10 protein-coding genes are annotated in these 13895 nt (G+C 72.3%); 4 read left to right on the top strand and 6 right to left on the bottom strand.

Translation table 11 applies throughout. The features are described from left to right. Positions 1–46 precede the first annotated feature (46 nt). Positions 47–1414, bottom strand: coding sequence for an NAD(P)/FAD-dependent oxidoreductase (locus ABD331_RS58990; RefSeq protein WP_344496073.1), 1368 nt, complete (start codon positions 1412–1414; stop codon positions 47–49). Between the two features lie 93 nt (positions 1415–1507). Here ABD331_RS58990 and ABD331_RS58985 point away from each other — a divergent pair, with 93 nt between their 5' ends. Next, complete coding sequence (locus ABD331_RS58985) at positions 1508–2128, top strand: TetR/AcrR family transcriptional regulator (RefSeq protein WP_344496071.1); 621 nt, start codon at positions 1508–1510, stop codon at positions 2126–2128. A 92-nt stretch (positions 2129–2220) separates the two neighbouring features. After that, complete coding sequence (locus tag ABD331_RS58980; protein WP_344496069.1) at positions 2221–4029, top strand: hydroxysqualene dehydroxylase; 1809 nt, start codon at positions 2221–2223, stop codon at positions 4027–4029. Here the strand turns inward: ABD331_RS58980 and ABD331_RS58975 are convergent. Both ABD331_RS58975 and ABD331_RS58970 read right to left on the bottom strand, forming a co-directional pair. Beyond that, entirely contained in the window at positions 3969–4826 is an 858-nt protein-coding gene (locus ABD331_RS58975; RefSeq protein ID WP_344496067.1) for an AfsR/SARP family transcriptional regulator, read from the bottom strand. The genes ABD331_RS58980 and ABD331_RS58975 overlap by 61 nt on opposite strands. After that, positions 4826–6046 carry a hypothetical protein gene (locus ABD331_RS58970; protein ID WP_344496065.1) on the bottom strand — a complete coding sequence of 407 codons (1221 nt, stop codon included), beginning with the start codon at positions 6044–6046 and terminating at the stop codon, positions 4826–4828. Before ABD331_RS58970 ends, ABD331_RS58975 begins: the two co-directional genes overlap by 1 nt. Before the next feature lie 221 nt (positions 6047–6267). Here ABD331_RS58970 and ABD331_RS58965 point away from each other — a divergent pair, with 221 nt between their 5' ends. Continuing rightward, positions 6268–7227, top strand: a complete 960-nt coding sequence (locus ABD331_RS58965) for a GlxA family transcriptional regulator (RefSeq protein WP_344496063.1) — start codon at positions 6268–6270, stop codon at positions 7225–7227. A 71-nt stretch (positions 7228–7298) separates the two neighbouring features. Then, entirely contained in the window at positions 7299–8318 is a 1020-nt protein-coding gene (locus tag ABD331_RS58960) for a serine hydrolase domain-containing protein (protein ID WP_344496061.1), read from the top strand. On the opposite strand, the gene ABD331_RS58955 is transcribed toward ABD331_RS58960, so the two are convergent. The 3 genes from ABD331_RS58955 to ABD331_RS58945 form a co-directional block, all read right to left on the bottom strand. Then, complete coding sequence (locus tag ABD331_RS58955; RefSeq protein ID WP_344496059.1) at positions 8311–11634, bottom strand: CARDB domain-containing protein; 3324 nt, start codon at positions 11632–11634, stop codon at positions 8311–8313. The genes ABD331_RS58960 and ABD331_RS58955 overlap by 8 nt on opposite strands. Positions 11635–11868: 234 nt before the next feature. Further along, positions 11869–13305: a serine/threonine-protein kinase gene (locus ABD331_RS58950; protein ID WP_344496057.1), complete on the bottom strand. Its 1437-nt coding sequence runs from the start codon at positions 13303–13305 to the stop codon at positions 11869–11871. A 138-nt stretch (positions 13306–13443) separates the two neighbouring features. After that, positions 13444–13895: DNA-directed RNA polymerase subunit beta (locus ABD331_RS58945; RefSeq protein ID WP_486348515.1), on the bottom strand; the 452-nt coding region annotated here is incomplete at its 5' end.

Raw genomic sequence — 13895 nt, 5'->3', positions numbered from 1 at the left:
CGCAAGGTCGGCGGCAAGGGGACCTGTGTGGTCACGGCCGTGGCGGTCAGTGGCGGGGGTTGCGGGCGGCAGGTGCGCCGCCGGCGAGCAGGCGCCGGGCCTCCGACCGGTGCCCGGCCAGTTCGGCGAGGGCCTCGCCCGAGGCCCGCGCGATGGCCGCCCGCCTCCCGCCGCCACCGCGCAACGCCCGGGCGGTCGCCTTGAGCAGCCCCGGCAACGCCAGGGTCTCGCGCGGGTCGCGGATGCGGGAGTACACGTCGAGCACCCGCCGCACCCCGTCCGGCCCCCCGGTGAGCGCGCGCAGCAGCTCGAACTGCACGTGCGCGAGCCCGTCCCCCCGCCCGAGCAGGTTCGTCCAGTGGTAGGTGTGCACGCACTGCGCGTCGCGGGTGCGTTCCCACGCCAGGGTGGCGCGGTCGAGCGCGACGGGGTCGTCCAGGACGTCGGCGACGCTCTCCCCCAGCAGCCGCCCGAATCGGACGGCGTCGCGGATGCCCTGCGCCGTGACGGGGTCCTTGAAGTGGCCGGCGTCCCCGGCCAGCGCCCAGCCGGGCCCGGCGGAGCGGCGGAAGTACGACGGGTGCTCGGCGGAGCTGACGATGCGGGTCTGCCGGGCGCAGCCGTCGAGCCGCGCCGCCAGGCCGGGGACGAGGCGGACGGTCCGGTCGAATTCGGCGTCCAGGTTGCCGCGGAAGTCGGCGGCCCGCTCGACCGGCGGCATCAGCAGCACGAGGGTCAGCCCGTCGTCGCAGGGGAAGGCGTTGCCGAGTTCGCGGCCGGTGAGCCACATCGCGGCGGTGGAGCGCCATTCGGGGTGGGGGTCGTCGTAGTAGGCGTAGTAGCAGGCCCGTCCGTTGGCGTGGGAGATGCGCGGGCGTTCGGCGGAGACCAGGCGGGCGACGGTGGAGCGGCGGCCGTCCGCGCCGACGACGAGTGAGGCGCGGATCTCGTACTCGCGGCCGTCGTGTCCCGGCGCGGTCTGGTCGCGGACGCGCACGCCGGCGGCGCGGCCGTTCTCCCAGATGAGACCGGTGACGCGGTGGCCCTGCCTGATCTCGGCGCCGGCTTCGCACGCGGTCTCGGCGAGTGCCTGGTCGAGGGGGGCGCGCCGGACGCACAGGCCGTAGTCGATGCCGTCCACGGGGCTGTAGGAGCCGTCGGCCGCGTGGCCTGGGCCGCCGATGAAGGCGCGGGACAGGCGCGGGGCGCCGATCTTGGCGACGCGTTCGAGCGCGCCGAGGCGGGCCAGCTCGGCGACGCCGCCGGCGAACAGCAGGTGGGTGGAGACGGTGGTGGCGGGGAAGCGCGCCGGGTCCACCGCGATCACCCGGCGTCCCTCCCTGGCGAGGGTGGCGGCCGTGGCCGCGCCCGCGCAGCGCGCTCCGGCGATGACGACGTCGGCCTGCTCCGCCATCGGACCTCCCCGCCCGCGTCAACCGACGGGAGTGTCGGTTAAGCAGGACGTTAAGCGCCCGGCGGTCGCGAGTCAACGGGTAGGGTGCACGGCATGGCCAGCAAGGAGCTGAGGAAGCGCATGCCGGGCTCGGCCCGCCGGGCCCGCATCGTCGAGGCGGCTCTGGAGGTCTTCGCCGCCCGGGGGTACCACGCGACGGCCATGGAGGAGATCGCGTCCGCCGCCGGGGTGACGCGGTCGGTGCTCTACGACCACTTCCGCTCCAAGCGGGTGCTGCTGATCACCGTCCTTCAGGAGCAGAACGCGTTGCTGGTGGAGCACGTCGGCGCCAGGATCACCGGCTCGGGCTCGCCCGGCAGGCGGCTGCGGGCCACGCTGAACGCCTACTTCAGCTTCGCCGAGGGCAACCCGGCCGCGCGCCGCCTGCTGTTCGACCACACCGACGAGGACGACCCCGAGATCAAGGCCGTGCGCTGGGGCATCAGGGAGACGCGCACGCGCTCGGTGGCCGTGATGCTCGGCCGCGACCTGCGCCGGCTCGGCCTGGACCCCGAGAGCGAGGCCGCCCAGGCGGTGGTGGAGCTGCTGATCTCGGGCACCGACGGCCTGGCGCAGTGGTGGGCCAGGCATCCTTCGGTGTCGCGCGACGACCTGGTCGAGTCCGCGATGCTGGTGCTGTGGAACGGACTGTCCCGGCTCCCCGACTCTGAGTGATCCTCACTTTCACTGTTGACAGATGTGAGCCGCGCGTTCATCGTTCGCCTAACTGAACCAACAGCAGTGTCGGTTAGGCGGGAGGTTCCGTCGTGGACCAGTCGGAGCAGTCGTCAGAGAATCGGAACGGAATCGGACGCCGCAGCTTTGTCACGGGCGCGCTGGCGACCGCCGCCGGCGCGGCGGGCGGCCCGCTGTGGGGCACCGGGCCCGCCCACGCCGCGCCGTCGCTGGTGAGCGCGGCGGGCAGGAACGTGGCCGTCCTCGGCGCCGGCATGGGCGGCCTGAGCGCCGCCCACGAGCTGGCCGAACGCGGGTTCCAGGTCACCGTCTACGAACGCAGGACCCTCGGCGGCAAGTCCCGCAGCATCCCCGTGCCGGGGACGGGCGCCGGAGGCAGGCAGGACCTGCCCGGCGAGCACGGCTTCCGGTTCTTCCCCGGCTTCTACCAGAACCTGCCGGACACCATGAGCCGCATCCCGTTCGGCGGCGGCACGGTGCGCGACAACCTCGTCCCGGCCAGCCTGGAGGTGATCGCGTACAAGGGCAAGGAGTTACGCGTCCCCATCCCCGGCGACCTCGGCGGCGCCCTCACCCCCGACGCGATCAGGGACTACCTGAACGCCGCCCTGGTGGCCGTCTCCACGGTGCCGCTGCCGCAGATCCAGTTCTTCGTCTCCAAGCTCGTCGCGTTCATCACCAGCGGCCCGCGCCGGCGGCTCGGCCAGTGGGAGAACATGGGCTTCGCCGACTTCGTCAAGGCGAGCCTCATGTCGCCGGAGTACCGCGAGCTGCTCGTGCACATGTTCACGGCGTCGCTGGTCGCGGCCCAGCCCGACAAGGCCAACACGCGCACCATGGGGCTGATGTTCGAGGCGCTGGTCTACAGCGGGCTCGGGCTCGGCCCGTACGGGCCGCCCGACCAGGTGCTCAACGGCCCCTCCAGCGACGTCTGGCTCACCCCCTGGATCAACCACCTCACCGGCCTGGGCGTGCGGTTCAAGGTCGGCTGGACCGCCACCGGGTTCGACTACTCGGGCGGCCGGATCACCGGCGTGCGGGTGACCGACCCGACCGGGGCCGCCGGCACCGTCACAGCCGACCACTACGTGGCCGCCCTCCCCGTCGAACGGCTCCAGCCCCTGCTGACGACCGCCATGAAGGCGGCCGACCCCGCCCTGGCCAGGCTCGACCGGCTGGAGACCGACTGGATGAACGGGGTGATGATCTACCTCAAGGAGCCCCGCCCGATCGCCAACGGCCACCTCATCTACGCGGCCACGCCGTGGGCGCTCACCTCGATCAGCCAGGCGCAGTTCTGGCGCGGCGACTTCGCCGCCAAGTACGGCGACGGCACGGTCACCGACTGCCTGTCGCTCGACCTGTCCGACTGGAACACCCCCGGCATCCTGTTCGGCAAGACCGCCAAGCAGTGCACCCGCCCGCAGATCGTGCAGGAGGTGCTGGCCCAGGTCCGCTCGGCCCTGCCCGGCGGCGCCGCGCTGCTGCCCGACTCGATCGTGTCGTCGTGGTTCGTGGACCCGGCGATCACCGGCGAGGGCACCCCGGCCGTCGCGAACGAGGAGCCGCTGCTCATCAACACGGCCGGGTCGTGGGCCGACCGGCCCGCCGCGACGACCCGCGTCCCCAACCTCTTCCTCGCCGCCGACTACGTCCGCAACAGCATCAACCTGGCCACGATGGAGGGCGGCAACGAGGCCGGGCGCATGGCGGCCAACGCCATCCTGGACGCCTCCGGCTCGTCCGCCGCCAGGGCCCGGCTCTTCGAGCTGTACGTGCCGAACGAGTTCAGGCTGCTGCACGACACCGACGACGCCCGCTACCTGCTGGGCCTGCCGAACAAGTTCGACGTGTTCAGCCCGTACTGGCCCGGCCGGTGACCCCACCGCTCCCGCGCGGGGACGGGGGCGGCGCCAGGCAGATCGAGCGGGCGGGCGGCGAGCAGGTCGGCGTGCGCCTGCCGCAGCTCGCGGTTCGGCTCCACGCCCAGCTCCCGGGTGATGACGGCGCGGATCCGCCCGTACCAGCGCAGCGCCTCCGCCTGCCGCCCGCACCGGTCGAGCGCGACGAGCAGGCGCAGGCACAGCGACTCGCGCAGCGGGTGGCGGGTGACCTGCTCGGCCAGCTCCGCCACCGCGTCGACCGCGTGGCCGGCCAGGATGTCCAGCTCGGCCCGCCGTTCCAGGGCCGTGAGGTAACGCTCGGTCAGGCGGGGCGCCTGGATCTCCGCCAGCCAGCGGGACGTCACGCCCTCGAACGGGCGGCCCCGCCACAGCGCCATGGCCTCCTGGAGCAGCGGGCGCTCGGCGGGCGAGCCGCGCTCGCCGGACGCGCGGCCGAGTATGCGCTCGAAGCGCAGCGCGTCCACGTCGCCGGGGTCGGCGCGGAGCGTCAGGCCCTCCTGGCGGGTGCCGATCCAGTCGCGGCCGAGCGCGTCGCGCAGACGGGCGGCGTAGATCTGGAGGCTGCGGCGGCTGTTGCGGGGCAGCTCGTCCGACCACACCGCTTCGGCCAGCCGTTCCATCGACACGGTTTCCGAGGCTGACATGGCGAGGACGGCCAGCAGCGTCCTGAGCCTGCCGGTGGTCAGCGGCACCGGCCGTCCGTCCACGGCGACCTCCAGCATGCCGAGCACCCCGACCTTCAACCCCGGCCCGGACCGTCCGCGCGCGCCCATCACCGCGCCACCGACCCACCCGGACCCTCGGGGCGATCCCGACCGCCCGACCGCGCCGCGCCGTCAGAACGGGCCGGGGTGTCAGGACGGGCCGTGCCATCAGGACGGGCCGCACCGTCAGGACGGGCCGTGCCATCAGGACGGGCCGTGCCATCAGGACGGGCCGTGCCATCAGGACGGGCCGTGCCATCAGGACGGGCCGTGCCATCAGGACGGGCCGTGCCATCAGGACGGGCCGTGCCATCAGGACGGGCCGTGCCGTCGGGGCGGGCCGTGGCGTCAGGGCGGGCCGTGGCGAGCACTGCTGCCGTTCCCGCCAGGACGAGCGCCGCCAGCACCCCGGCGACCACCAGCGTGAGCCCGTCGGGGCGGGTGAGCGGCTGGCCGCGCAGCGCCTGCCAGAGCGTCAGCCCCGTGAAGGCGGCGTACCCGGCGGCGGCCACCAGCACGAGCCGCGTCCTGACAAGATCACCCCTCAGCAGCCGCACCCGCCCAGCCACCGCCGCCAGCAGCACGGCCAGCAACGGCAGCGCCTGGAGCGCGTGGATGCCGACGAAGTGCGCGATCCGCAGGTCGCCCCCGGTGGTGCTCCACCCGGTGACCGGCATGACCGGCCCGCCGTCCAGAACGCCGACGCTGTGCCTGCCGATGATCCCGCCGAAGCCGCCGTCCCGCATCGCGGCCCGCTGCGCGTCGGTGGGCCGGGTCATCAGGAACGCCATCCCGATGCCGAACAGCGAGATGGCCGTGCCGGCGCGCACCGCCCAGGTGAGCGGCCCGCCGCCGACCCGCCGCCGGATCAGGAAGAGGGCGACGGCGATGTTGGCGAGCCAGAGCACGGTGATGGAGGTGCCCATGACGCCCCACAGGACGCCGTCCAGCGGGGTGGCCACGTTGAAGTGGCTCTGCCGGCCCCTGATCACCTGGGCGACGATGATCGCGTACTCGATCGCCAGGGCCGCCGCGATGACGGTCGCCGGCCACCGGACGAGCCGCCGGCGCGGCAGGCAGGACACCAGCCACGACCAGGTCACCGCGTACAGCACGATCGACACAGCGAATTTGAAGGGTTTGCCCCAGATCGGCGCTCCGACCAGCACGCGGCCGTCGAGCGCAACACCGGCGAGCGAGATCGCGACGAACGGCGCGGCGACGGCCGCGACCAGCAGCAGCGGCCGGTGCCAGCCCTCCGGGCCCGGCCATACGCTCCGCTCGCGCATCGTGGTCACCTCCTGTTCCTGTGCGGCGCGCGCCGGGACGTCCGGTGCGCGGGCATGCCAGCAGCATCGGCGCCCGGTGCGGGGAGCTGACGGGAACGGCGGCCGGCCCGTCCGTTCCGCTGGGGATCCTGTCCGTACGGCTCGGTTCGGCTCCGGGAGAGCCTTCGGGGATCCTGTCCGTACGGATCGGTTCGCCCCGTGAGGGGCCTTACCGTGGAGCCATGGTGGTGACGCCGCTGATCGTCATGGTCGCTTATGACGGCATCGAGCTGGTCGACGTCGCGTCGGTGACGTCCGGGTTCGACTACGCGAACCGGCTGGGGGCGAGCCCGGCGTACGAGGTGCGGCTGGTGACCCCGCTCGGCCGGCCGGTGCGCTGCGACTCGGGGCTGGAGCTGCGCGGGCAGGGCCGCATCGACGAGGTGGACGGCCCGATCGACACGCTGGTCGTCTCGGGCGGGCAGGGGCACGAGGCCGCCGCGGCCAATCCCCGGCTGGTGGGCCAGGTCATGCGGCTGGCCGGGCTGTCGCGGCGGGTGGCGTCGGTGTGCACGGGCGCGACCGTGCTGGCCGCCGCCGGGCTGCTGGACAACCGCCGGGCCACCACGCACTGGTACGAGGCCGCCCGCCTCGCCGCGAGTTTCCCGAAGGTGCGCGTGGACCCGGCCCCGATCTTCGTCAGGGACGGCGAGGTCTCGACCTCGGGCGGGGTCACGGCGTCGCTGGACCTCACGCTGTCGTTCATCGAGGAGGACCACGGGCCGGAGATCGCCCGCCGGGTGGCCATGGGCATGGTCACGTACCTGCAGCGGCCGGGCGGGCAGACGCAGCTCAGCCTGTTCACCAACCTGCCGCGCTCGGACCAGGCGCTGGTGCGGCGGGTCATCGACCACGTGATCCTGCATCTGGACGGCGATCTCGGCGTGGCCCGGCTGGCCGCGCTGGCCGGGGTGAGCGAGCGGCACCTGAACAGGCTGTTCGCCGAGCACGTGGGCAAGAGCCCGTCGAGGCTGGTCCGCGACATGCGCCTGGAGGTGGCCTCGCTCCTGCTTTCGAGGACGGCCGAGCCGCTGGCGGCCATCGCGCGGCGCTGCGGCTTCACCTCGACCGAGACGTTCCGTCAGGCGTTCGTGGCGTGGGCGGGCGTGCCGCCGTCGAAGTTCCGCGCCGCCGGGCGGTGAGCAACTCGCGTTGACTAATTCGGAAATAGTCAACTACGGTTGCTCGCAACATCTCATGCCCAGGAGGAACGATGTCCCATGCCCAGCTCCAGCACGCGCTCGACCGGGCCGTGGCCGGCGGCGGCCCCGGCGTCCTCGCCGAGCTGGAGATCGACGGCGCGCTGACGTGGCAGGGCACGGCGGGGGTCGCCGACCTGGCGTCCCGCCGCGCGCGCCGCCTCGACGAGCACTTCCGCATCGGCAGCTTCACCAAGGCGTTCGCCGGCACGACGGTCCTGCTGGTGGCGGCCGAGGGCGGCCTCGGCCTGGACGACACGGTCGCGCGGTGGCTGCCCGGCGTCGTGGAGGAGAACCTCGGCGGCGACGGCACGAGGATCACGATCAGGCAGCTACTCAACCACACCAGCGGCCTGCCCGACGCCTTCCCCGGCCAGGCCCCGCCCGCCCCCGAGGAACCCGGCAAGCGCTTCGTCTACTCCAAGGTCAACTACACGCTGGCGGGGATGATCGTCGAGCGGGCGACGGGCGTCCCCATCGCCGGGGAGATCGAACGCCGGGTCGCCCGGCCGCTCGGCCTGGCGGGCACGTACCTGCCGGGCGGCGACAACACGCTGCGCGAGCCGCACGCCCGGCACTACTCCAAGGCCGACGAGCTCGGCCGGCCCGCCGAGGTCCACGACGTGACGGGCGCGGACCTGAGCTGGGCCGGCGCGGCGGGCGGCATGGTCTCGACGGCCGCCGACCTGCGCCGCTTCCTCGGCGAGCTGCTGCGGGGCCGCCTCCTGCCGCCCGAGCAGCAGGCGGAGATGTTCACCACCGTCCCGACGGACGGCGCCGGCTGGGTGCCGGACACCGCCTACGGGCTCGGCGTCTACTGCCAGCGGCTGCCGTGCGGGGTCACGCTGTGGGGCGGCGGCGGTTACATCCAGGGCTCCATGACGTACGCGATGGGCGACCGCGACGGCGGCCGGATCCTGGTGAGCAACCTCAACGGCGACTGGAACGACTTCCTGGCCACCTTCACCGACCTCTACGAGGCGCAGTTCGGCGGGTCCGGGGTGCGGGACCCCGGAGCCGCCGGCCTCAGTTGATCACGAAGGTCGAGCCGGGCTCCTTGACGATGTCGCCGGTGGCCGAGTTCGTGATGGTGACGCCGGTCAGCGTCGCGCTGCCGCGGGCGCTGCCCTGGGCCAGGATGCCGGCGCCGTTGTTCGACCTGTCGATGCGCACGTTCGTGATGGCGACGTTCGGCATGCTGCCGCCGCCGCCCTTGAACTGGATGCCGTCGTAGGTCGAGTCGTGGATCTCGGTGTCGCGGATGGTGACGCCGGTGATGTCCCGGTTCTGGGCGAAGAGCGTGATGGCGCCGAACTTCTGCGCCTCACCCCAGAAGACGCCGCCGCACCGGTACAGCGCGTTTCCGGCGATCAGCGTCTGCCCGGAGAACGGCAGCGGGTTGTGGTCGGTGGCGAGCATGATGCCCGGGTAGTTCATGGTGTCGTAGATCAGGTTGTTCTCGATCCTGTTGTTGTGGCCGCCGTAGATGGCGATGCCGTTGGCCCGCCACGGGAGCTGCACGGTGTTGTTGAGGAACTGGTTGTCATGGGCGATGTCCACCGACGGGTCCTTGACGTACGGGTTCGCCCAGACGGCCAGCGAGTCGTCACCCGTCGTGCGGAAGGAGGAGTTGAAGACCCGCGAGTTGCGGGTGCCGTTGCTGAAGTTGATGCCGTCGGCGTAGGTGTTGCGGATGCGCATGCCGCTGAACTGCAGCCCGTCGGCCGGCCCCCACAGCTCGGGGATGTTGTCGTAGTCGCGGCCGACCCAGACGCCCACGTTGGCGTGCTCGATCCAGACGTTCGAGATCTTCGTGTTCTGGCCGAACCGCCCGTTCAGCCCGACCCCGCCCTCGGCGCCGCCGGGGCCGCCGCGGATCCGGCCCGAGCCGAAGATGGCCAGGTCGGAGATCTGCACGTTGTCGTCGATGTCGAAGCCGAAGTTGCCCTCGTGCGGGTGGTTGAGGCCGCCCGTCGCCAGGTGCGGCTCGGTCAGGGTGTAGAGCTGGGAGTGCCACATGCCCGCGCCGCGGATCGTGACGTCGCTGATGCCGACCTGGTTGTACGGGCCGCGGTTCAGCGGGTCGTCGGTGAGGATCTTCTTCTCCTGCCGCCACTGGCCCGGCGGGATCCACACGCAGTCGATGACGCCGTTCTGATCGTCGGTGACGGCCCGCTGGATGGCGGCGGTGTCGTCGTTGCCGTCGTCGGGCACGGCGCCGTACTCGGTGATCGAGGTGCACGCGGCCGGCTTGGCCGCCGCGGGCGCGACGTCCTCCAGGTCGATCAGGTCGATGATGTAGAAGGCGGCGCTGTCGCCGGCGTCCCGCTGGAGCCGGAACTTCGTGCCCGCCGGGTACGAGCGCGTCAGCAGCGCGTGCGACTCGTCGAACAGCCGCCTGGCGTCGGCCTGCGGAGTGTTGGTCAGCGCCTCCGGGTCGTCGCTGGTGCCGTACAGCCAGCTGTGCTTGGACGACAGGGTGAGCTTGCGGGCGAACGCGCCGTCGATGTAGAGGCTGATCGTGGCGTCGATGCCGCCGCCGCCTGGCGCGTCCGGGATCGAGTTGCGCACCACGATCGAGTTGGCGGGGCTGGTGGAGGTGAACTCGACGTACTGGCCGGTGCCGTCGAGCCGCACCGACTTCCTGCCGGACGACTCGGTGGCGAAGTTGGTGTGCCCGAACGTGCGCAGCGGGTCCGTCTGGAGCAGGGTGCCCTGGTAGGCGGCGGACTCGGCCTCGTACTCGACGTACGGTACCGACGCGCCGCGGCCGACGGTGATCGCCTGCGAGAGCGTGTTGTTGCTCTCGTCGGTCTCGGTGACGACGCCGGTCGCGTCGGCGGTGGCGACGATGGTGGCGCCGCCGCTGGTGGCGGTCCAGCCGCCGGTGACGGCCACGTTCGCCGTCGCGCCCGCGGCGATCGGCGCGGTGTCGGTGTTGAGGGTGGTGCCGCCCACCGCGACCCGGGTGACGGTGGTCGCGCCGGTGGTGGTGGTCCCGCGGTTCCTGACGGCCACGGTGAACGTGACGCGCGCGCCGGCGGCGGGGTTGGGCGGGGTGGCGCTGATGCTCAGCACCTGGAGGTCGGGGCCGGGGGCTTCGGCGACGACCAGGGAGGTGGGCGCGGTGTAGGTGTTGTTGCCCTCGTTCTGCTCGGCGACCTCGCCGCCGGCGTCGGCCTTGGCGGAGACCTCGTACGTACCGGCCCGCCTTGTCCCGATATTTCCGGACACGGTGGTGGAGGCGCCGGCGGCCAGCGCGCCCACGGCGGCGGTCCCCACCTGGGTGGCGCCCGCGTAGAAGGCGACCGAGGAGGCGGCGGAGGGGGCGTTGCCCGCGTTACGCACCGTGGCCGACATCGTGATCGCGCTCGTCGCGGTGGGCGAGGCGGGCGTCCAGGTGAGGCCGGTGACCACCAGGTCGGGGTTGGGCGCCGGGGTGCCGAAGACCTGGAACTCGGCCACCTGGCCGCTCGGCGCGCCCGAGTTGGCGGTGAACTGCAGCCGCACGTCGGCGGCCTTGCCGGTGACCGGGACGGTCACGCTGTTGCCGGTGGCCGGGTCGAAGGTGTGGCTGGCCTGGGCGGCCAGCGTGGTGAAGGCCGTGGCCGACTGCGCGCGGCCGAGCACCTGGAAGGTCTGGGTGCGGCGGCCCCAGACCGGGTCCGGGTTGAGCTTGACGGTGACGGCGGTCAGGTCGGCGTCGGCGCCGAGCTGCGCGGTGAGGGTGGCCGGGTAGGCGCCGCCCTCCCAGTAGGTGGCCACGTTGTCGTCGTTGGCGTTGGCGGCCACGTAGGTATGGGTGTGTCCCGACTCGGCCATCGTCTTGCCGAGGGCCAGGTTGGCGCCCGGGTTGCCGGGGTTGTCCGGAGCGCTCCCCCACACCTCGACCTCGGAGAGCTGACCGGCGGGCCATCCCGAGTTGGCGGTGATGTGCACGCGGACGTAGCGGGCGGTCGCGGCCGGGAAGGTGACGGTGGCGGCCGGGCTGATGGAGTGGGTGGCCGAGGCGGACAGGGTGGTGAAGCTGGAGCCGTTCGTGCTGCCCTGCACGCTCAGCGTCTCGGTGCGGCTGGGCCAGCCGGTGGGCAGCTTGAGCACCACCTTGCTGACGCTGGCGCTCGCGCCCAGATCGACCTGGACCCACTGTGGGAAGGCGTTGTTGGCCGACTCCCAGTAGGTGGCCTGGTTGCCGTCGGTCACGTTGGCCGGGCGGTAGACGTCGTTGAAACTGCTGGCGGTCGCGCTCTTGCCGGCGGCGAGGTTGGTGTCGGCGAGGTTGGTGTCGGCGGCGGCGGGTGCGGCGAGGAATCCGATGAGTAACGCAAGGGCGGCAAAGAGAACTCTCATGGGGGTGGCCCTCCGGGTAAGGCGGATGGCCGAACCATAAGATGTCGAGCAGATAGCCGCAATATTTCGACGAGATTGCGCAAAGAAATAACTTCACCAGCCCGGCGCGTGAGGGATCTTCGTGCTGGTGACGCCCGGGAGCTGGGCGAATAACCAGTCATGGCGGAGCGCAAACGCCTGCGTCGGGCGAACGCAAGTTTTGCGCTCCGCAAGCGACCGGCTTGCGGCCTGGAGCTACAGCCCGACGAGCGCGATGATCACCGAAGTCAGCGCGATCGGCCCCATCACGGCCACCGTCACCACGGTCGCGCTGTGGCCGGGCAGCAGCCGGGCCAGGACACCGGAGGCGGCTCTCCGCACCGCTCCCGCTCCGGGCAGCACGAACAGGCCCAGCGTGAAGAAACCGGCGGCCAGCGACTCGGCGTGGCTGGTGCTCAGCCGTCCGGCCAGGTGCAGCAGGCCCGCCGCGGCGATGCCGAAGGCCAGCGACAGCAGCAGGTGCCCCATCGCGACCAGCGCGGCCCTGGTCAGCTCCGGCCGCTCCTCGGCGAAGTAGTGGTCACCGGCACGCAGCGCCAGCGAGAGCGCCGCCACCACCAGGCCCACGACGACCGGCATGACGACGGTCAGCGCCATCAGCGTCACGAGCGCCAGCACCCCGACGAAGCCGCTGCTCTTGACGAAGCGCCGCAGCTCGAACGGCTCGGCGGGACGCGGCGGCGCGATCGGCCGCCGCTCCCTGGGCTGGTCGGCGTGCACGGTCGGGGCGGGCTGCGCCGAGCCGCCGCGGGAGTACTCGACCGGCGGGAGCAGGTCGGAGACGGTGTTCATGATCGCCGTACGGCCGCCGCGGGCCGGCTGCGGCCCGCGGCCCGCCGGGTCGAGCGCGCCCGCCATCCGCAGCAGCTCCCCCGCGCCGGGCCGGGCCGACGGATCAACCTGCAGCGCCCGGCTCAGCCAGTCGCGCAGCCAGACCGGCGCCTTGTCGATCTGCGAGCGCCCCTCCATGGTGTTGAAGCAGACCGCCTCGAACGTGCCCGTGCCGAACGGCGGCAGCCCGGTGGCGGCGAAGAACACCGTGGAGGCCAGCGCGTGCACGTCGGCCGCCTGGGTGATCTGCGCGCCGCGGATGATCTCCGGCGCGAGGTAGCCCGGCGTGCCGACGAACATCCCGCTCTGCGTCAGCCGGGCCGCGTCCACCAGGTGCGCGATGCCGAAGTCGATGACCAGCGGCCGGCCGTTCACCATCATGACGTTGGACGGCTTGAGGTCGCGGTGGATCACCCCGGCGGCGTGGATGTCGACCAGCGCCTGGCACAGCCCCTGCGCCAGCCTGATGACCTCGTGCGGCGGCAGCGGCCCCTCGGTCAGGACGGTGTCCTCCAGCGTGCGGCCGGGCGCGAACCTGGTCACGACGTACGGCCGGGGCCCGGACAGCTCGGCGTCGAGCACCTCGGCGACGTAGGAGCTGCGCACCCGCCGCATGGTCTCCACCTCGCGGAAGAGCCGGTCACGCGCCTTGAGGTCGGCCGCCACGTGCGGGTGCAGCACCTTGATCGCGACTTCCCTGCCCGCGCCGTCGAGACCGAGGTGGGCGACCCCCATGCCACCCTCGCCGATCTTCCTGACCATCCGGTAAGGGCCGAGATGCTCGTACGTCTGCATGCTCATTCCCGACGTCATCCTCCGCTTTCCCCCGTATGCACCGGGACATTCTCCCGCAGTGCTCCCCCAAGATGCACAGTAAGCGAAGATCTGTCCGGGTGCGGCGCCCTTCGTCTTTCGCGGGCGCCGCACCAGGGGTGAGCGTCAGATCTCCTCGACGCTGCTCGGCTCGCGCCGGGACAGGTCGATGCCCAGTTCCTCGGCCGCGCGGAAGACGTCCTCGTCGGTGTCGCGCATCTCGATGGACATGCCGTCGCTGGAGAGCACCTCGACGTTGAGGCACAGCGACTGCATCTCCTTGATGAGCACCTTGAAGGACTCGGGGATGCCCGGCTCGGGGATGTTCTCGCCCTTGACGATGGCCTCGTAGACCTTGACCCGGCCGATGACGTCGTCGGACTTGATGGTGAGCAGTTCCTGCAGCGCGTACGCGGCGCCGTACGCCTCCATGGCCCAGACCTCCATCTCGCCGAAGCGCTGGCCGCCGAACTGGGCCTTACCGCCGAGCGGCTGCTGGGTGATCATGGAGTACGGGCCGGTCGACCGGGCGTGGATCTTGTCGTCGACCAGGTGCAGCAGCTTGAGGATGTAGATGT

The organism is Nonomuraea monospora, assembly GCF_039531895.1.
Lineage (GTDB): Bacteria > Actinomycetota > Actinomycetes > Streptosporangiales > Streptosporangiaceae > Nonomuraea > Nonomuraea monospora.
This window is presented reverse-complemented; position numbering and strand designations above follow the sequence as displayed.

Coding starts and splice junctions, on each gene's coding strand:
- ABD331_RS58990 (WP_344496073.1), bottom strand. CDS start 1,414: ATGGCGGAGCAGGCCGACGTCGTCATCGCCGGAGCGCGCTGCGCGGGC.
- ABD331_RS58985 (WP_344496071.1), top strand. CDS start 1,508: ATGGCCAGCAAGGAGCTGAGGAAGCGCATGCCGGGCTCGGCCCGCCGG.
- ABD331_RS58975 (WP_344496067.1), bottom strand. CDS start 4,826: ATGGGCGCGCGCGGACGGTCCGGGCCGGGGTTGAAGGTCGGGGTGCTC.
- ABD331_RS58970 (WP_344496065.1), bottom strand. CDS start 6,046: ATGCGCGAGCGGAGCGTATGGCCGGGCCCGGAGGGCTGGCACCGGCCG.
- ABD331_RS58965 (WP_344496063.1), top strand. CDS start 6,268: ATGGTGGTGACGCCGCTGATCGTCATGGTCGCTTATGACGGCATCGAG.
- ABD331_RS58960 (WP_344496061.1), top strand. CDS start 7,299: ATGTCCCATGCCCAGCTCCAGCACGCGCTCGACCGGGCCGTGGCCGGC.
- ABD331_RS58955 (WP_344496059.1), bottom strand. CDS start 11,634: ATGAGAGTTCTCTTTGCCGCCCTTGCGTTACTCATCGGATTCCTCGCC.
- ABD331_RS58950 (WP_344496057.1), bottom strand. CDS start 13,305: ATGAGCATGCAGACGTACGAGCATCTCGGCCCTTACCGGATGGTCAGG.